The sequence below is a fragment of the Parasphingorhabdus pacifica genome (assembly GCF_054779195.1).
In genome coordinates, this window is the sequence record NZ_BAAGYS010000006.1 from 443,667 (window position 1) to 461,285 (window position 17,619).

A 17,619-nucleotide genomic window follows, 5' to 3' on the forward strand; every position below is an offset into this window, starting at 1 on the left:
GGGCCAACGTCCGAGGCGCCACCGGCAGGGGACGTTCGGGCAGGGCCCGTTCCGGGCAGAGATCGCGAAGAGCCTCTCGTCCCGCGCCGCCCACCTGACCCGTCTGCCTCCAGGCGTGCTCAGCGGCGGGTCGGCCACCGCCGGCCGCGGCGCACCTCCGCACGGCCCGAGCGGGTCGATCACTGTCCGCCGTGGACAATGTCGCCGTTCGCTTGTTGTTCGCGGCGCACGTTCGGTCCCGATCGCGGGACCGTCATGATCGTCGGCATGGTGTTGTGCGGAGGAGTTCACGATGACTGAGCCGCTGTCGAATGCGCGCCTGCTGGAGCTGGATCAGGAACACGTCTGGCACCCCTACGGAACGATGCCCGCCACCGACCCGCCGTTGCTGGTCGAGTCGGCGCACGGGGTCCGGTTGCGGATGGCCGAACCGGTGCACGGGCAGCGGGAACTGATCGACGGCATGTCGTCGTGGTGGTCGGCGATCCACGGCTACGCGCATCCGGTCATCGACGAGGCGATCCGCGGACAACTCGGCCGGATGGGCCACGTGATGTTCGGCGGGCTGACCCACGAGCCCGCGATCCGGCTGGCCAGTCGTCTGGTCGAGATCACCCCGGATCCGCTGCGGCACGTGTTCCTGGCCGATTCGGGATCGGTGTCGATCGAGGTCGCGATGAAGATGTGCCTGCAGTACTGGCGCTCCCGGGGGCGGGCGGGCAAGCGGCGCATGCTCACCTGGCGCGGCGGCTACCACGGCGACACCTGGCACCCGATGTCGGTGTGTGACCCGGAAGGCGGCATGCACCATCTGTGGGACGGGGCGCTGGCCCCGCAGGTCTTCGCCGACGCACCACCTGCCGACTACGACGAGCAGTACGTTCGGCAGCTGTCCGACCTACTGGAAAAGCACGCGCACGAACTCGCGGCGGTGATCGTCGAACCCGTGGTCCAGGGCGCGGGAGGCATGCGCTTCCACTCGCCGGAATACCTGCGGGACCTGCGCGAACTGACCAGCCGGCACGACGTGTTGCTGATCTTCGACGAGATCGCCACCGGGTTCGGCCGCACCGGCGAACTCTTCGCCGCCGATCATGCGGCCGTGAGCCCGGACGTGATGTGCCTCGGCAAGGCGTTGACCGGTGGTTACCTGACGATGGCCGCGACCATGTGCACGTCGGAGGTGGCCGAAGGCATCTCCACCGGTGAGGTTCCCGTGCTGGCCCACGGCCCGACGTTCATGGGCAACCCGCTGGCCTCGGCCGCCGCGAACGCCTCGCTGGACGTGCTGCTCGACCAGGACTGGCGCGGGGAGGTCGGCCGGATCGAGAAGCGGCTCTCCGAGGGGCTCGTGCCCGCCCGACAGCTGCCGGGAGTGGTCGACGTCCGCGCGCTCGGCGCCATCGGGGTGATCCAGCTCGGCCACTCCGTGGACATGTCCGCCGCGAGCCGCGCCGCGATCGAGCGCGGCGTGTGGTTGCGGCCGTTCCGGAACATGATCTACACGATGCCGCCGTACGTCACCGACGACGCCGACCTCGACCGCATCGCCGCGGCCGCGCTGGCCGCGGCGGCAGCGAGCTGAACGAAAGGAAGCGCCTCGTGGACGGCATCGTTGTGATCACCGGAACCGGTACCGGGGTAGGCAAGACCGTGGTGACCGCCGCGCTGGCGGCGCTCGCCGCGCACCGGCGGGTCGCGGTGGTCAAACCCGCACAGACCGGTGTCGCCGACGGCGAGCCTGGTGATCTGGCCGAGATCACCAGGTTGGCCGGGCCGGTCACGGCGGTCGAACTCGGCCGCTTCCCCGACCCGCTCGCCCCGCGCACGGCCGCGCGACTGTCCGGAACGCCGCCCGTCACCGCCGAAGCCACGGCCTCGGCGGTCGCCGAGCTCGCGGACGAGCACGACCTGGTGCTCGTCGAAGGAGCCGGTGGGCTGCTGGTGCAGTACGACGAAGCGGGCAGCACCCTCGCCGACGTGGCGGCGCGGCTGGGTGCGCCGGTGCTGGTGGTGGCCGAAGCCGGGCTCGGAGTGCTGAACGCCGCCGCCCTGACCGCTGAAGCGCTCCGCACCCGCGACCTGGCGTGCGCGGGCGTGGTCATCGGGAGCTGGCCGGGCACTCCGGATCTGGCGGCCCGGTGCAACTTCGCGGACCTGCCCGGAGCGGTCGGCGCGCGCCTGCTGGGGGCGATTCCGGAGCGGGCAGCTGAAGCGGCACCAGCGGAATTCGGCCGGATAGCGGCTCGGGGACTGGCCCCAAAGCTCGGCGGAAGCTGGGACCACGAGATGCCTGAACGGTAGGGCCAAGTCCCGGCAAGACCGCTCGATCCGCCGACAGGCCCGCTCGATGTCCTGACCGGCGGGTGACCTGCTGTTAGCGTGGAAAAATGAACCCGTCGGTGCTGGTCGTCGGTGCAGGTGTGCAAGGCCTCTCGACCGGTGTCGTGCTGGCCGAGCAGGGCTACGAGGTGCTGATCCGGACGGCCGAACGACCGCAGGAGACCACCTCGGCGGTGGCCGGTGCGATGTGGGGTCCGGCGATGCTACGGCCACCCGGACGGGTCCTGTATTGGGCGACCATGGCGCACGCCGAGTTCATGACCCTTGCCCGCGAGGAAGATTCGGGTGTGCGGCTCGTTCCGGGCCGGATGGCTTCGAGGCTCGCCCTCGGTGACACGGTGCCGCCCGAAACCCGATTGCTGACCGACCTGCGGCACTGCACGGAGGACGAACTACCGGAGGGGTTCGCCAGCGGCTACCGGGCGACCGTCCCGCTGATCGACATGCCCCGCTACCTGGACCGGCTTGTCGACCGCTTCCAGTCGGCGGGTGGACGGTTGGTGCTGAGCCCGGTGCCCTCGCTCGCCGAAGCGGTCGAAGAAGCGGCGACGGTGGTGAACTGCTCCGGTGTGGGAGCCCGCGAACTCGTCGGGGACCCCGGGGTGCATCCGGTGCGTGGCCAGCAGGTGGTGGTGCGCAATCCGGGGGTCGAGGAGTACTTCGTCGAGGTGGGCTCGAATGTGGAGTTCGCGAGCTTCTTTCCGCACGGGGAGCGCCTGGTGCTCGGCGGGATAGCCGTGGACCAGGACTGGAATCCGAACCCGTCGGAGCGGGTGACCGAGGGGATCATCCGGCGCTGTGCCGCCATCGATCCGCGAGTGTCCGAGGTCGAGGTGCTGGAAGTGCGGGTGGGGCTGCGACCGGGGCGCGATGCCGTGCGGCTGGACGTCGAGGAGTTCCGCGGGGCGCGGATAGTCCACAACTACGGGCACGGCAGTTCCGGCGTCGCATTGTCGTGGGGCTGTGCCTTCGAAGCCGCCGACCTCGTCACCGGCGAGGCCTAGGACGGGCGTTGTATCCGATCTCGCTGCCTCAGGCCGGGTCATTGGTCCCGTCGGTACTGCCCTTCCGTCGAGACCTTGCCTTCCCGATCGCCATGCCTGCACCAGGTCCGATCGCTATCCCGACAGCCAAGAACGCCCATTCGTCCAGAAGCAGGGAAAACGCGACTCCCAGTGCCAAGCCGACAGCGGCACCGGAGCCGATCTCTCGCTGATCAGCGATCTTGTGCACGACACAACCTCCGCTCGCCCGCGTCCGAACTGAGGGACCACCCGCGCGGACCTACCACCCCAGTGGACTCGAATCCTATTTTCCCGCAGCGCCCGTTGGAAATGCCGGTTATGTCTCCTGGCGGGTGCGGGGTGGTTGGTGGTCTCCACGGGTGCTGTCCTGACCAGCAGTGCTGTGCGGAATCTGTGTAAGAGAAGGGCTCTCTCGCCGGGTCCCCGGCGAGAGAAGCTGTGGCGCTGTGATCACGGCACCTGGTGGTTCGTGCTACTGGCTCACGCTCGATCTATATCTCTGCGCAGGGGGATGCGCCCCGGGGCCCGCCCGGATTCGTGTCGGGCGGGGCTTCCGGTCGGTGATCAGTGGTCGAGCCGACCTGTCTTGACTGCGGACAGGAATGCCGACCACGCCGACGGGCTGAACACGAAGGCGGCGCCATCGGGGATCTTGGAGTCCCGGACGGCGATCGTGTCGGACAGGTCTGCGATCTCGGCGCAGTTGTCGTTGTCGGTGGTGCGGCTGGACTTGTGCCAGGTGACCGGCCCAAGAGCTGGGGCTCGCACGTAGCCCTCCTTAAACGTTGGCTATGCCGAACCGACCAGCCGCGCCCTGCTCAGGAGAGGGCTTCCACCACGCCGTCGATCTCCTCGGCCATCGACACGTCCTTGTGGGTGATCCCGCCTTCCGAGTGCGTCGAGCAGTGGAAGGTGACCTTGCGCCACCGGATGTCCATGTCCGGGTGGTGGTGCTCGCTCTCGGCGATCTCGGCTATGCGGTTCACGGCCTGGATCGCCTGCGCGAAGTTTTCGAACTCCACGGTCCGGGTCAGCTCCGAGTCGTCCTGGTGCCAGTCCGGCAGATGCGCCAGCGCCTCGGACACCTGCGTGTCGTTGAGAAGATCGGTCATGAACACATGGTGGTGCCTCACCGCCCGGAATGCGAGCAACCCGCCGGTGCGTCGGCGCGGCTCGTGCGGCCACGGGGCGTGGCGAGCGTCTCGAACACGCGCCTGCCGTCGCGATCTCACCTGAAGTACACTCACGTCGCCACGGGAGTCCAGTGAGCTGGGCTGAGAGGAGGGGCCGAACCCCTCGACCGTCGAGACCCGAACCGGATCATGCCGGCGCGGGGAGGCGATGCGATCAGCTCGATGCCGCACGCGTGGTGTGAGATCGGGAGGATCGTTTGAAACGTTCGTTACAGCGCCTCGGCGTCGCCACCGTGGTGGTCGCCCTGGCATCCGGCTGCTCGCTCATCGGAACTTCGGCGGAGCCGCCACCGGGCACGCGCACGGTCACGCTGGTCGCCCACGACTCCTTCGCCGTCGACGAGCAGGTGCTCGCCGACTTCGAACGGAAGAACGGGATTCACGTCGAGATCCGGCACAGCGGTGACGCCGGGGAACTCACGAACAAACTCGTGCTGTCGAAGGGCGACCCGATCGGCGACGTCGCCTACGGGGTCGACTCCACCTTCGCCTCTCGCGCGCTGGGCGAGGGCGTGTTCGCCCAGCACGACGCCGTCAACGCCGACCGCGGCCCCGAACGCCACGCGCTGGGGGCCGGTGACCGGCTCACCGCCGTCGACGTGGCCGACGTGTGCCTCAACGTCGACACCCGCTGGTTCGCCGAACACGGCGTTCCGGAGCCGACGAGCCTGCGCGACCTGACCGATCCCCGGTACCGCGACCTGCTCGCCGTGCCGAACCCGACGACGTCCTCCCCGGGGCTCGCATTCCTGCTCAACACCGTCGCCACTTTCGGCGAAACCGGCTGGCAGGACTACTGGCAGCGGCTGATGGCCAACGGCACCAAGCTCAGCTCCGGTTGGGAAGAGGCCTACAACCAGGACTTCTCCGGTTCGTCCGGTGCGGGACCGCGCCCGATCGTGCTGTCCTACGCTTCCTCCCCGGCCGCCGAGGTCGGGCCGGACGGCACCGCCCCGACCAAGGCGCTCCTGGACACCTGCTACCGGCAGGTCGAATACGCCGGGGTGCTGGCGGGCGCCGAACACCCGGAAGCGGCGGGCAAGGTGGTCGACTTCCTGCTCTCCCAGGATTTCCAGCGCCAGGTCGCCGAACAGATGTACGTGTACCCGGTCGTGCGGGACGTGCCGCTGCCTCCGGGCTGGGCCACCCACGCGCCGCTGCCGCACGATCCCGCCGAAATGCCCGCCGAACGGGTCGAACGCCACCGCGACCAGTGGGTCGAACAGTGGCGCGACGTGGTTCGGGGCTGACCGCCGATGACCGTGCTCGCCGGTCGGCGGCGGAGTTCGTCGCCCGCGCCGCGTGCCGGGCACCGGGTGCTGCTGCCGCTCGCCGGTGCGCTGGTGCTCGGATTCCTCGGGACGTTCTTCGTGTGGCCGGTGGCGGCCATCGTCGAGCTGGGCCTGGACGGCGAATTCGGGGCGGTGCTGACCGAGCCGAGCACCTGGCGGCTGGTGGGTTTCACCCTGGGGCAAGCCGCCGCGTCCACGGCGGTGGCGCTGCTGGCGGGCATGCCGCTGGCCTACGTCCTCGCCCGCGCGGCCGTGCCCGGGCGAACCGCGATCCGGGCGATGATCACGGTGCCGTTCGTGCTGCCGACGATCGTGGTGGGCATGGCCTTCCGCGCGCTGCTCGGAGGTTCGGACGGCAGCGTGTTGGCGATCGTGCTGGCCAACGCGTTCTTCAACGTCGCGGTGGTGGCCAGGACCGTCGGTGGGCTCTGGGCGCACCTCGATCCCCGTGGTGAGGACGCCGCGCGGAGCCTGGGCGCCTCCCGGTTGCGCGCGTTCCGTTCGATCACGCTGCCCGCGCTGATGCCCGCGCTCGGATCCGCCGCGGCAGTGGTGTTCCTGTTCTGCTCCACGAGCTTCGGCATCGTGCTGGTGCTCGGGGACGGCCGGTACCGGACCCTCGAAACCGAGATCTACCTGCGCACCGTGCGAATGCTCGACCTCTCCGGTGCGGCCGCGCTGTCGCTGCTGCAAGTGGCGGCGGTGCTGGCGGCGCTGGTGATCGCCGCCGTGGCCAGGCGGCGTCGCGAGACGGCGCTGCGGCTGCGGCGCACCGGGGACACCGCGCGACGGCCTCGGGGCGCGGAATGGTGGGTGGTCGGAGCGGCCGCACTGGTGCTCAGCGGAATGCTCACCCCGATCGTGGGGCTGCTGGCCCGTTCGGTCACCGCGCCCGACGGCTGGAGCCTCGCCGGATTCCGGGCGCTGGCCGGAACCGGGGAGCGCGGCACGCTGGAGGTCTCGGGCTACGAGGCGGCGCTGAACTCGGTGCGCAACGCCGCCGACGCCACGTGGCTGGCGCTGCTGATCGGCCTGCTGGCCTCGCTGGTGCTCGTCGGGGTGCGGCGGAAGAGCACGGCGGACGTGCTGGACACCGCGCTGATGCTGCCGCTGGGCGTCTCGGCCGTCACCGTCGGATTCGGCTACCTGATCACGCTGGACGCGTTGCCTGGCGACCTGCGCACGTCACCGCTGCTGGTCCCGTTCGTGCAGGCGCTCGTGGTGATTCCGCTGGTGATCAGGATGGTGTTGCCGGTGCTGCGGGCCATCGACGCCCGGCTGCGGCAGGCCGCCGCGACACTCGGCGCGAGCCCGTGGCGAGTGCGGTGGGAGGTCGACGTGCCGCTGGCCGCCCGAGCCGTCGTGTCCGCGGCCGGGTTCGGGTTCGTCGTGGCGCTCGGCGAGTTCGGCGCGACGAGCTTCCTCGCCCGCCCGGACGCGCCGACGCTGCCGGTGGCGATCGCCCGATTGATCGCCAGACCGGGACAGCTGAACACCCAGATGGCGTATGCGGCGTGCGCGCTGCTCATGGTCGTCACCGTGCTCGCCGTGATCGTCATCGAACGGTTGCGGGTGCGCGAGGACGCAGTCGAGGAGTTCTGAAATGAGCCTGACCATCCGCGAACTCACGGTCCGCTTCGGGACCACCGAAGCCGTGTCCGATGTGGACCTGTCGGTGGCCGGAGGTGAGGTGGTCGCGCTGCTGGGGCCGTCCGGATGCGGAAAGTCCACGCTGCTGCGCGCGGTCGCCGGACTCGAACGGCCCACTTCGGGCGGGATCCGCTGGAACGGAGACGACCTCGCGCGGGTGCCGGTGCACCGGCGTGGTTTCGGCATGGTCTTCCAGGACGGGCAGTTGTTCCCGCACCGCGACGTCGCGGGGAACGTGGAGTTCGGGATGCGGATGCGCGCGCACGGCCGGGCCCACCGGAAGCGGAAGGTGGGCGAGCTCCTCGACGTCGTCGGCCTCGACGGTTACCAGCGCCGCCGGGTCACGGAACTGTCCGGGGGCGAGGCGCAACGGGTCGCGTTGGCCCGCGCACTGGCCGCCGACTCCAGACTGCTGCTGCTGGACGAGCCGCTGTCCGCGCTCGACCGGGTGCTCCGTGACCAGCTCGCCGTCGACCTGGCGGCGCTGCTGGACCGCGACGACGCGACCGCCATCGTCGTCACCCACGACCACGACGAGGCCTTCACGCTGGCCGACCGGGTGGGCGTCCTCCTCGACGGCACGATCTCGCAGGTGGACACCCCCGGCAGGCTCTGGCGCCACCCGGCCACGGACGAGGTCGCCGAATTCCTCGGTTGCACCACGCTGCTGCCCGCGCAGGTGAGCGGCGGGATCGCCAGCTGCGCTCTCGGCCGGGTGGCGATCGGTGCGGAGGACGGTGCCGCCCGGCTGGGGTTGCGCGCGTCCGGAGTCCACGCGGCCCCGGAGGTCGGTGCAGGCGTCGGTTCAGCGGTCGCCGGTGGTGGTGCTGCCGGGACCGTGCTGGAACGCGTCCACCGGCACGACCACGTGCGACTGGGCGTCGACGTGCCCGAGGTGGGGAAGGTCGAGGCGATCGCGCAGATCAACAACGCCCCCGCGATCGGGGAAAGCGTGCGACTCGAACTCAACCCCGGCGGCGTGGCGCTCGTCGGCGAGTGAGCGCCGGAGGTGGGGGCCGGTGACCGGCTGGAGACGGTCGGGCAAGATACGAACACGTGTCTGTGTTGCGTAGCACGGGATTGATCGACGCGCCGGTGGCGACCGTGGCCGCCGCGCTGCGTCACACCCGAACCGCCACGACCGGCCTCGCCGAGGTGGGCGTGCGCGCCTGGGCGACGCCCTCGGCGCTGGAGCTGCTGGTGCCCGGTGACGAGATCGGCTTCCGGCTCGGCGTCGCCGGAATACCGGTGCGGTTGCGGACCCGCGTCGTGCGGGCCGATGCCGACGGGATGTCCTCGGTACTGGTCGACGGGCCGCTGCGCGAACTCCGGCACGAGTCGGTGCTGGCCGATGTGGGTGGTCGGACCCTGGTCACGGACTCGCTGCACTGGACGACCCCCGGCGGCAGATTGGGCCGGGTGGTGGACGTGACGCTGATGCGGCGGGTGGTGCTCGGCGTGCTCGCGCAGCGAATGGTCGCGGTGCGGGCCGTCGCCGAGGCGTGGGCCGAGCGGTCGGTCGTCGTCGGTGCCGCCATCGTCCGCAAGGGGCAACTGCTGGCCCAGCAGCGGCACTTCCCGGCAGCGGACGCCGGACGCTGGGAACTGCCCGGCGGGCGGGTGGACCCGGGCGAAACCGAGGCCGACGCGGTCGTGCGGGAATGCCGGGAGGAACTCGACGTCGACGTCGAACCGGCGCACCGGATCGGCACGGACGTGCCGCTGAACAACGGCATGCTGCTGCGCATCCACGCCGCCGAACTCGCCGATTCGTCCGCTTACCCGAAGGCCGTCGAACACCGCGCGGTGCGCTGGATCGACGGGCCGGACCTGACCGGCCTGAACTGGCTCGACGCCGACCGCGTGCTGGTGCACTCGATCCGAGACTGCCTGCGCCGGTGAATCGCTCGAGCCCATCAGCTCGACGAATGTGCTCGGCGGGCGCCCCGCCCGACGGATAGTCGGGCGGGCCCCGCGGGAACGGCGGTGACAGGGCCGCTCGACCGGTGACAGGGCCGCTCGACCGGTGACAGGGCGGCTCGACCGGTGACAGGGCGGCTCGACCGGTGACAGGGCGGCTCGACCGGTGACAGGGCGGCTCGACCGGTGACAGGGCGGCTCGACCGGTGACAGGGCGGCTTGACCGGTGACAGGGCGGCTTGACCGGTGACAGGGCCGCTTGACCGGTGACAGGGTGGCGGGACCGGCGTCCCGCCACCCTGCGGAGTTCAACGCAGTCCGGCCATTCGCAGTGCGCCGTCCAGCCGCGGTTGTGCGCGCTCGGAAGCGCGCTTGGCTCCCTGCGCGCGGATGCGATCGAGTTCGGCCGGGTCGTCGAGAAGCTCGCGAACCCGCTCGCGAACCGGGTGCAGCTCCGCCACGACCGCTTCCGCCGCCAGCTCCTTGAGTTGCTGGTACGAGCCGATGCCTTCGGCGGCACCGAACGGGCTCGTTCCGGTGCAGCCGGCGAGGATCTCCAGCAGGTTCGCCACGCCGGGTTGCTCCTCCGGGGCGTAGCGGACCCGGGCGAGATCGTCGGTGACCGCCCGCCGGAACTTGCGGCGTACCACGTCCGGCTCGTCGAGCACGAAGACCACACCGGCCGACTGCTGGTTGGACTTGGCCATCTTCCGGCTCGGATCCGCCAGGTCGCGCACCCGGGCCGACGCCGTGGGCAGCACCGCGCCGGGCACCGCGAAGACCTCGCCGAAACCGCTGTTGAACCGCCTGGCGATGGCCCGCGCCAGCTCGACGTGCTGGCCCTGGTCGGCACCGACGGGAACCTCCGTCGCACCCTGCAGGAGGATGTCGGCGGCCATCAGCACCGGATAGGTCAGCAGGCCCACCCTGGCCGAATCACGGCCGGAACCCTTCTCCTTGAACTGCGTCATCCGGGCGGCTTCGCCGTAGGTGCAGGTGCACTCCAGAACCCAGTTCAGCGCTCCGAGCTCGCCGGCCAGATCGGACTGGACGAACACCGATTCCGGCTCGATGCCGGTGGCCAGCAGCACCGCGAGCTGCTCGCGGGTCAGCGCGCGCAGCCGCTCCGGTCGGTACGGATTGGTCATGGCGTGCAGGTCGGCGATGAAGAACCGGTCGTCCGGTCCGGCCTCGGCCGCCCACCGGCGCACCGCGCCGAGGTGGTTTCCGAGCTGGACATGGCCGGACGGCGTCAATCCGGAAAGGCGGGTCATGATCACTCCTGGTGTCGGATCCGACCGCCACCGGGATCGACCGCTCCAGCATCACGCGTCGGCCGCCACCAGCGGCGGCCGAGTCAAGTCTGCTGTCAGTGCACGTCGAGCAGGGGCCGCCGTTCGGCGGCCCACCAACTGGTCACAAAAGCGTGCACGGAACGAATGCTACCTCCGCGTGATCGGCGGGGGGAGAGCCGCGGCGTTATCGTGAAAAAATGTTTGTTGTACTGCTGCACTACACGGGTCCCGATACCGAGATCGACGCCAGGCTGGTGGATCATTACGAGTGGGTCAGCCGCCATTACGATGCGGGTGATTTCATCGCCACCGGTCACCGGCAGCCGCGAACCGGAGGGGTGATCATCGCCCGGGCGATGTCCAGGAACAGGCTGGAGGCGATCCTGGCCACCGACCCGTTCGAGTGGCACAAGCTCGCGCGCCACGAGGTGATCGAATTCGAGGCGCTGCGAACCGTCCCGGAATTGGCCAAGTACGCCGATCGCCTGTCCCCGGCGGAATAGTCGAGCAAAACCGAATATCGCGCGATCAGTGTTCCGCCCGCGGCCGTCTGTCGGCGCGGGCCGGGGAGATCACGACTTTTTCTTTCCCTTCTTCTTGCTCTTCTTGTCCTTCTTCTTGTTCTTCGGAACGACCTCGTCCGCGACAGCTTCCCGGTCGGCGAGAGATTCTTCGCGGGCGACGCCGTCCCGGCCGTCGACACCGTCCTCGTCGGCGATGTCCTCCTGGTCGTCGACGCAATCCTGGTCAGCACAGTCGCACTGATCGTCGACCGGCTCTCGGTCCGCCATCGATGTGTAGGTGGGTTCCACAGCCGTTTCGGCGTCGGATGCGTCCGGGAGCGGCTTCAGGTAAGCCTCCAGGGGCTTTTCCAGCAGCTTCCTGGCGGCGCGTTCGGGAGCCGTTTCCATCGACCGCGGGTCGGTCAGGTCCCGAGCAGCCGTCTCGAGTCTCGGTTCGCTCCGGTCCGGCGCAGCGGTCTCGGCGCGCTTGGGGGCGCCCTTCTCGGCCTTCCGGGCCTCCTGAGCCTTCGAATCCCGCAGGGCCTCGCGGAGCACTACGATCGGGCAGCTCTTGCACGGTGGCTTCGAATGACAGCACTTTCGCTTGACCTTGATGGTGCCTTTGCCCACGCTATTCACTCCGCGGCCGGGGTCGGGACCTCCAGCGTAGGTGAACCTAACCTAAGAAGGCGAACTTGATGTTGTTCGTGGGCCCAGGGGTGTTGCACTGCGCACGTGCCCGAGGGTTCTACCGAGCATTGGACTACGCTTGGTGGTGCCGCGTGTCGACATCGTGCCGCGTCGGGCCCTATTCCCGGCGGCGTCATAGCTCCGCAGCGGCGGCAATAGCGGAGCCGCGGCAGACGTTGGTCGACGAGCACCGCCGCTACTTTCCGAACCACTTGCTCTCCGACCATTCAGGAGTACTCGCGTGTCCGCCACCAGCGTCGCCGTCCCGAACCAGCAGACTCGCAGCGATCTGCGCAACGCAGCGATCGTCGCGCACGTCGACCACGGCAAAACAACCTTGGTGGACGCAATGCTGCGCCAGTCCGGCGCCTTCTCCGAGCGAGCGGAACTCGTCGACCGGGTCATGGACTCCAATGACCTGGAGCGCGAGAAGGGCATCACCATCCTGGCCAAGAACACGGCCGTTCACCGGGAGACCGAGGACGGCCCGGTCACCATCAACGTCGTCGACACCCCCGGTCACGCCGACTTCGGCGGTGAGGTCGAGCGCGGCCTGTCGATGGTCGACGGTGTCGTGCTGCTCGTCGACGCCAGCGAGGGGCCGCTCCCGCAGACCCGTTTCGTGCTGCGCAAGGCGCTCGCCGCGCAGCTGCCGGTGATCCTCGTGGTCAACAAGGTCGACCGTCCCGACGCCCGGTGCGCCGAGGTCGTCGAAGAGGCCCACGACCTGCTGCTGGAGCTGGCCTCCGAGCTCGACGAGAGCGGCGAGGCCACCGTCGACATGGACGCGGTCCTCGATCTGCCGGTGGTCTACGCGTCGGCCCGCGCCGGACGAGCCAGCCTCACCCAGCCGACCGACGGGGAACTGCCCGCGGACGAGAACCTCGACTCGCTGTTCAACGTGCTCCTGGAGCACGTGCCCGCGCCGGTCGCCGAGCTCGACGCGCCGCTGCAGGCACTCGTCACCAACCTCGACGCCTCCTCGTTCCTCGGCCGGATCGCGCTGTGCCGCATCCACGCGGGCACCTTGCGCAAGGGGCAGAACGTCGGCTGGTGCCGCGAGGACGGCAGCGTCGAGAAGGTCAAGCTCACCGAGCTGATGATCACCGAGAACCTCGATCGGGTCCCGGCGGAACAGGCCTCGGCCGGTGACCTGGTCGCCATCGCCGGAATTCCGGACATCACCATCGGCGACACCCTCGCCGACCTCGACGACCCGAAGCCGTTGCCGCGGATCACCGTCGACGACCCGGCGATCTCCATGACCGTCGGCATCAACACCTCGCCGATGACCGGCCGCAACGGCGGCACCAAGGTCACCGCGCGACAGGTCAAGAACCGGCTGGACAGCGAGCTGATCGGTAACGTCAGCGTCAAGGTCGTGCCCACCGAGCGCCCGGACACCTGGGAGGTGCAGGGACGTGGCGAGCTGGCCCTGGCCGTGCTGGTGGAGAACATGCGGCGGGAAGGCTTCGAGCTGACCGTCGGCAAGCCGCAGGTGGTCACCAAGACCATCGACGGCAAGCTGTGCGAGCCGTTCGAGCGCCTGACCGTCGACGCTCCCGAGGAGCACCTCGGCGCGATCACCCAGCTGATGGCCTCCCGCAAGGGCCGGATGGAGACGATGGACGGCCACGGCACCGGCCGCATCAACCTCGAATACATCATCCCGGCCCGCGGCCTGATCGGGTTCCGTACCGAGTTCCTGACCGAGACGCGGGGCACGGGCATCGCCAACCACGTCTTCGAGGGGTACTTCCCGTGGGTCGGTGAGCTGCGCACCCGTAACAGCGGTTCGCTGGTCGCCGACCGCACCGGACCGGTCACCAGCTACGCGATGATGCAGTTGGCCGACCGGGGAACGTTCTTCGTGGAGCCGGGCGCCGAGGTGTACGAGGGCATGGTCGTGGGTGAGAACCCGCGTGCCGAGGACCTCGACATCAACGTCACCAAAGAGAAGAAGCTCACCAACATGCGCTCCGCGACCGGTGACGAGCTCGAGCGGCTCGCCAGGCCGCGCACGCTCGGCCTGGAGGAGGCACTGGAGTTCTGCTCCGCCGACGAATGCGTCGAGATCGGTCCGGAGGCGATCCGCGTCCGCAAGATGGTTCTGGACTCCACGACGCGCGGTCGTGACCGCTCGAAGGCCAAGGCGCGCGACAACTCCTGAGCGATGTGTGCCGTTCCGCGCGAGACTGGTTGGTCCGGGTTCGCGTGGAACGGCGGACATGGCCGTTCACCTGAGGGACACTCCGTAATGGCACCCCGCCGCCGATCACCGGAACAGCGGACGGAACGATGGGGTGCTCGCGCCGCTTCCTAGCGGAGCGTGCAATTGTCCGCCCGCGTGTGGGTCGCCAGGTGTTGGGAGGGAGGTTCGGCCGCGTGTTTTCAGGTCGGCGTCGTCCCGCCGTGGTCGGTCTGCTGTTCGCCGTGCTGAGCTTGGTGGTGTCGTGCACGAACGCGCCACCGCCACCGCTGGTCGACCCGCCGGCCACGTCGGACGCCCCGCCGGACGTGCCGACCACCCAGCCGATGCCCACCGAGGTCGTCGTCGGCGTGGACACCATCGAGGGCGGGTTCAACCCGCACACCCTCGCGGACCTGTCCCCGACGAGCTCGGCGTTGTCCAGCCTGATGCTGCCGTCGGTCTTCCGGCCGGACGAAAACGGCGAGCTGCGACTGGACACCACGCTGATGGAATCGGCCGAAGTGGTTCCGGACGCCGAGAAGTTCACCGTCCGATACCGGATCCGGACGGAGGCGAACTGGTCCGACGGCGGACCGATCGCGGCCGAGGACTTCGTCTACCTGTGGCAGCAGCTGCGATCCCAGCCGGGGGTGACGGATCCCGCAGGCTACCGATTGATCGAGGACGTGGCGTCCCACGCCGGTGGCAAGACGGTGGAGGTCACCTTCGCCCAGCCCTACCCGGGTTGGAAGTCGCTGTTCACCAATCTGCTTCCCGCGCACCTGCTCAAGGACTCACCGGGTGGCTGGACCACCGCGCTCGACGAGGGATACCCCGCCTCGGGCGGACCGTTCCGGTTCAGGCAGGTCGACCTCGACCGCGGCGTGATCGTCCTGGAACGCAACGACCGCTACTACGGCACCCCGTCGGTGTCCGACCGGATCGTGCTGCGCGCCAATGACAAGGCGGGGCAGGTCGCAGCCCTGCGCAGCGGTGACAGCCACCTGGCGGTGTTCGGGGCGGACCGCGCGGCCATCGACTCGCTGCGCGCGCTGGGTGAATCCGTGCAGATCACCACCATTCCGCGGCCGGCGACCATGCAGGTCCTGCTGCGTCCGACCAGTCCGAACCTCGCCGAGACGAAGGTGCGCCGAGCGGTCGCGGCGGCCGTCGACCGGGACCGCCTGATCGAGGTGGGTTCCGACGGTGGCCCGGCCGACCAGCTGCACGCGCACAGCCAGGTGCTCGCGCCCTCCGAACGCGGCTATCGGCCCACCGAGCCCGCGGGAAACCCCAGCGGGGATCCCGCCGATGTGGCCCGGTTGCTGACCGAGTCCGGTTATCAGCGCAGTGGCGGTGTGTGGATGCGGGACGGCAAGCCGCTCAACCTGGTGATCGCGGCCCCGTTCGAACACCAGCAGTACGTCCGGATCGCCGAGGAAACGGCCCGCCAGCTCACTGAGCAGGGAATCCGGGCGACCGCGGTCACGCCGACCGGTGATGAGCTGTTCACCGACGTACTCGCCGACAACCCGCTCGCGGAGGAGCCCGGTCCGGCCGCTTCGGTGGACATGGCGATCACTCCGAGGCCTGCGGGCGGAGATCCGGCGTCCATGATGGCTTCGGCCTACGGTTGCCCGTCGTCGGCGTCCGAGAGCGACCCGTCGTCACTGCCGTACAACCCGGCCGGATTCTGCGACGAGCTCCTGCAGCCCACTATCGAGGCGGCCATGACGGGGCGTCTCTCGTTCGAGGACGCCTCGGCGAAGATCGAGTCGGTGTTGTGGTCGAGGGCGATCGCCCTGCCGCTTTACCAGCAGGCCCAGGTGCTCGTGCAGCGGCGCGACGTCAGCGGTGTGCAAGAGGGCAACGGACTCGCCGGGCCGTTCTCGACGGCGGCCGATTGGAAGGGCACACCGGCCGAGGACGACGGCTGGTGATCCGCTGCGTCCCAGCGCGTGCCACCAGACCGTTCGCCAGGCGCCGCACGGCGTTCAATAGGCTGGCCGGGTGACGACGCTGACGCCCCCACCTCGGTTGCTGCTGGTACACGCGCACCCCGATGACGAAACGATCTGGACCGGCGGCACGATTGCCCGGTACGCCGCTTCCGGTGTTCGCGTGACAGTGGTTACCTGCACCCTCGGTGAAGAGGGCGAAGTGATCCCCGAAGACCTGCGTCGGCTGGTCTCGGACCAAGCCGATCAGCTCGGTGGTTATCGGGTCGGCGAGTTGCGCGCCGCCTGCGCGGAGCTGGGGGTCGCCGACCAGCGGTTCCTCGGCGGGATGGGGAGCTGGCGCGACTCCGGCATGCAATGGGAACGCCCGGGAATCGCCGGAGCCCTCCCCGGGGCGCATCCTCGTGCGTTCGTGGCCGGGGACCGGGGCGTGCAGGCCGATCAGCTCGAAGCGGTGCTACGGGAGGTCGAACCGCAGGTGGTGGTGACCTACGCGAGCGACGGGGGCTATGGGCATCCGGATCACGTCCGCGCGCACGAGGTGACCATGACAGCGGCCGCGAGAGTGCCGGAAGTGCACCGCGTCTTTCACGTCGTGCCGTCGGAAGGCGTGCAGGCCGACGGGCTGGCCGAGCTCGGCCGGGCGCCGGACCTGCCGTTCGCGCTGCCCCGACCCCACGAGTTGCCGAGCGTGGCGGACGAGCGGATCACGACCGTCGTCGACGTCGGCGAACACCTCCCCGCGAAGCTCGGCGCGTTGCGCGCGCACCGCACGCAGGTTCGGGTGTGGGAGGGCGCTGAGGACGGCGGCGCGGGTGTCGCGGCGTTGGCGTTGTCGAACGACGTGGCCCAGCCGCTGGTCGATACGGAGCACTTCGTGCTGGCTGCGGGTACTTCCGAGGGCTGCGCCCATGACCTGTTCGGGGGCCTGGAAGTGGGCGGAACCGAGCGGGCGGAGCACCGGTGACGGCGCGGGATCGGGTGGTGTTCGGCTTCCTGCTGGTGGACATGGTCCTGCTCGCGCTGATCGAGCTGCTCTACCTGCCGTTGTACATCGATTCGATGCAGTTCCCGATCACCGCGGCTCTCGCGGCCGTGACGACGCCGCTGGCCGTGTCGGCGGCCGGCCGGCTCTCCCCGCACCTGAGCGTCGCGGTGGCCCCGCTGCTGGTGTGGTTCCTGACGGCCTTCGGGTTCGGTGCGTTCGGCCCGGGCGGGGACACGGTGCTGCTCGGCAACGACTGGCGCACCCTGTTGTTGCTGGGGGCCGGGACGTTGCCGAGCGCGATGATGCTCGGGATCGTGCTGGCCCGGAACCGGTTGGCCGCGAACCACGCGTGATCGCCGTCGGCCTCCGGTCGCAGATGTGGCGAACAGCACTCCTGGTGGCGAGAGCCACGCGGTGAGTGCCGGATGTGGCGGCCGGACGTGCGCGTCACCTGGCGGAATGGTCGGGTTTGGGGGGATGCGCCCTGGTCGGGGCCGGTGGGGTCGACGGGTGCCGGCGTGCGCGTCCGCGTTCCAGCATCTGGGTTTACGCCGTTTACCCCCGGGGTGGA

Annotated in this window: 16 protein-coding genes and 1 riboswitch; of the genes, 12 read left to right on the top strand and 4 right to left on the bottom strand. The window is 69.8% G+C overall.

The genetic code is table 11. From position 1 onward, the window contains the following. Positions 1-292: 292 nt before the first annotated feature. The 3 genes from ACYVAN_RS08170 (at position 293) to ACYVAN_RS08180 (ending at position 3,347) form a co-directional block, all read left to right on the top strand. On the top strand, positions 293-1,585 hold the full coding sequence (locus tag ACYVAN_RS08170) for an adenosylmethionine--8-amino-7-oxononanoate transaminase (protein ID WP_460957341.1): 1,293 nt from the start codon (positions 293-295) through the stop codon (positions 1,583-1,585). Between the two features lie 17 nt (positions 1,586-1,602). After that, positions 1,603-2,304: a dethiobiotin synthase gene (gene bioD, locus ACYVAN_RS08175; protein WP_460957343.1), complete on the top strand. Its 702-nt coding sequence runs from the start codon at positions 1,603-1,605 to the stop codon at positions 2,302-2,304. 86 nt (positions 2,305-2,390) lie between these two features. Continuing rightward, entirely contained in the window at positions 2,391-3,347 is a 957-nt protein-coding gene (locus tag ACYVAN_RS08180) for an FAD-dependent oxidoreductase (protein WP_460957345.1), read from the top strand. A 585-nt stretch (positions 3,348-3,932) separates the two neighbouring features. Here the strand turns inward: ACYVAN_RS08180 and ACYVAN_RS08185 are convergent. After that, complete coding sequence (locus ACYVAN_RS08185; RefSeq protein ID WP_460957347.1) at positions 3,933-4,136, bottom strand: DUF397 domain-containing protein; 204 nt, start codon at positions 4,134-4,136, stop codon at positions 3,933-3,935. A 50-nt stretch (positions 4,137-4,186) separates the two neighbouring features. Next, positions 4,187-4,480 carry a 4a-hydroxytetrahydrobiopterin dehydratase gene (locus ACYVAN_RS08190; protein WP_460957349.1) on the bottom strand — a complete coding sequence of 98 codons (294 nt, stop codon included), beginning with the start codon at positions 4,478-4,480 and terminating at the stop codon, positions 4,187-4,189. A gap of 131 nt (positions 4,481-4,611) precedes the next feature. Beyond that, a riboswitch (TPP riboswitch) is annotated at positions 4,612-4,722 on the top strand. A 36-nt stretch (positions 4,723-4,758) separates the two neighbouring features. Here ACYVAN_RS08190 and ACYVAN_RS08195 point away from each other — a divergent pair. The 4 genes from ACYVAN_RS08195 to ACYVAN_RS08210 are packed head-to-tail and all read left to right on the top strand — an operon-like array spanning position 4,759 to position 9,405. After that, positions 4,759-5,811, top strand: coding sequence for a thiamine ABC transporter substrate-binding protein (locus ACYVAN_RS08195; RefSeq protein WP_460957351.1), 1,053 nt, complete (start codon positions 4,759-4,761; stop codon positions 5,809-5,811). 6 nt (positions 5,812-5,817) lie between these two features. Next, positions 5,818-7,455, top strand: coding sequence for an ABC transporter permease (locus ACYVAN_RS08200; RefSeq protein ID WP_460957353.1), 1,638 nt, complete (start codon positions 5,818-5,820; stop codon positions 7,453-7,455). Position 7,456: 1 nt separating this feature from the next. After that, positions 7,457-8,503 carry an ABC transporter ATP-binding protein gene (locus ACYVAN_RS08205; RefSeq protein WP_460957355.1) on the top strand — a complete coding sequence of 349 codons (1,047 nt, stop codon included), beginning with the start codon at positions 7,457-7,459 and terminating at the stop codon, positions 8,501-8,503. A 56-nt stretch (positions 8,504-8,559) separates the two neighbouring features. Beyond that, positions 8,560-9,405, top strand: coding sequence for an NUDIX domain-containing protein (locus ACYVAN_RS08210; RefSeq protein WP_460957356.1), 846 nt, complete (start codon positions 8,560-8,562; stop codon positions 9,403-9,405). A gap of 326 nt (positions 9,406-9,731) precedes the next feature. On the opposite strand, the gene trpS is transcribed toward ACYVAN_RS08210, so the two are convergent. Further along, entirely contained in the window at positions 9,732-10,697 is a 966-nt protein-coding gene (trpS, locus tag ACYVAN_RS08215) for a tryptophan--tRNA ligase (RefSeq protein ID WP_460957358.1), read from the bottom strand. Positions 10,698-10,915: 218 nt separating this feature from the next. Between trpS and ACYVAN_RS08220 the strand changes: the two genes are divergently transcribed. After that, positions 10,916-11,221, top strand: coding sequence for a YciI family protein (locus ACYVAN_RS08220; RefSeq protein ID WP_460957360.1), 306 nt, complete (start codon positions 10,916-10,918; stop codon positions 11,219-11,221). Positions 11,222-11,290: 69 nt separating this feature from the next. On the opposite strand, the gene ACYVAN_RS08225 is transcribed toward ACYVAN_RS08220, so the two are convergent. Then, on the bottom strand, positions 11,291-11,851 hold the full coding sequence (locus ACYVAN_RS08225; RefSeq protein WP_460957362.1) for a hypothetical protein: 561 nt from the start codon (positions 11,849-11,851) through the stop codon (positions 11,291-11,293). Between the two features lie 301 nt (positions 11,852-12,152). On the opposite strand from ACYVAN_RS08225, the gene typA reads away from it, so the two are divergent. From typA to ACYVAN_RS08245, 4 genes are all read left to right on the top strand, one after another. Then, complete coding sequence (gene typA / locus ACYVAN_RS08230; RefSeq protein WP_460957364.1) at positions 12,153-14,081, top strand: translational GTPase TypA; 1,929 nt, start codon at positions 12,153-12,155, stop codon at positions 14,079-14,081. Between the two features lie 215 nt (positions 14,082-14,296). Continuing rightward, entirely contained in the window at positions 14,297-16,042 is a 1,746-nt protein-coding gene (locus ACYVAN_RS08235; protein ID WP_460957366.1) for an ABC transporter family substrate-binding protein, read from the top strand. 70 nt (positions 16,043-16,112) lie between these two features. Then, complete coding sequence (gene mshB, locus ACYVAN_RS08240) at positions 16,113-17,027, top strand: N-acetyl-1-D-myo-inositol-2-amino-2-deoxy-alpha-D-glucopyranoside deacetylase (RefSeq protein ID WP_460957368.1); 915 nt, start codon at positions 16,113-16,115, stop codon at positions 17,025-17,027. Continuing rightward, complete coding sequence (locus ACYVAN_RS08245) at positions 17,024-17,401, top strand: hypothetical protein (RefSeq protein WP_460957370.1); 378 nt, start codon at positions 17,024-17,026, stop codon at positions 17,399-17,401. Before mshB ends, ACYVAN_RS08245 begins: the two co-directional genes overlap by 4 nt. Positions 17,402-17,619: the final 218 nt, after the last annotated feature.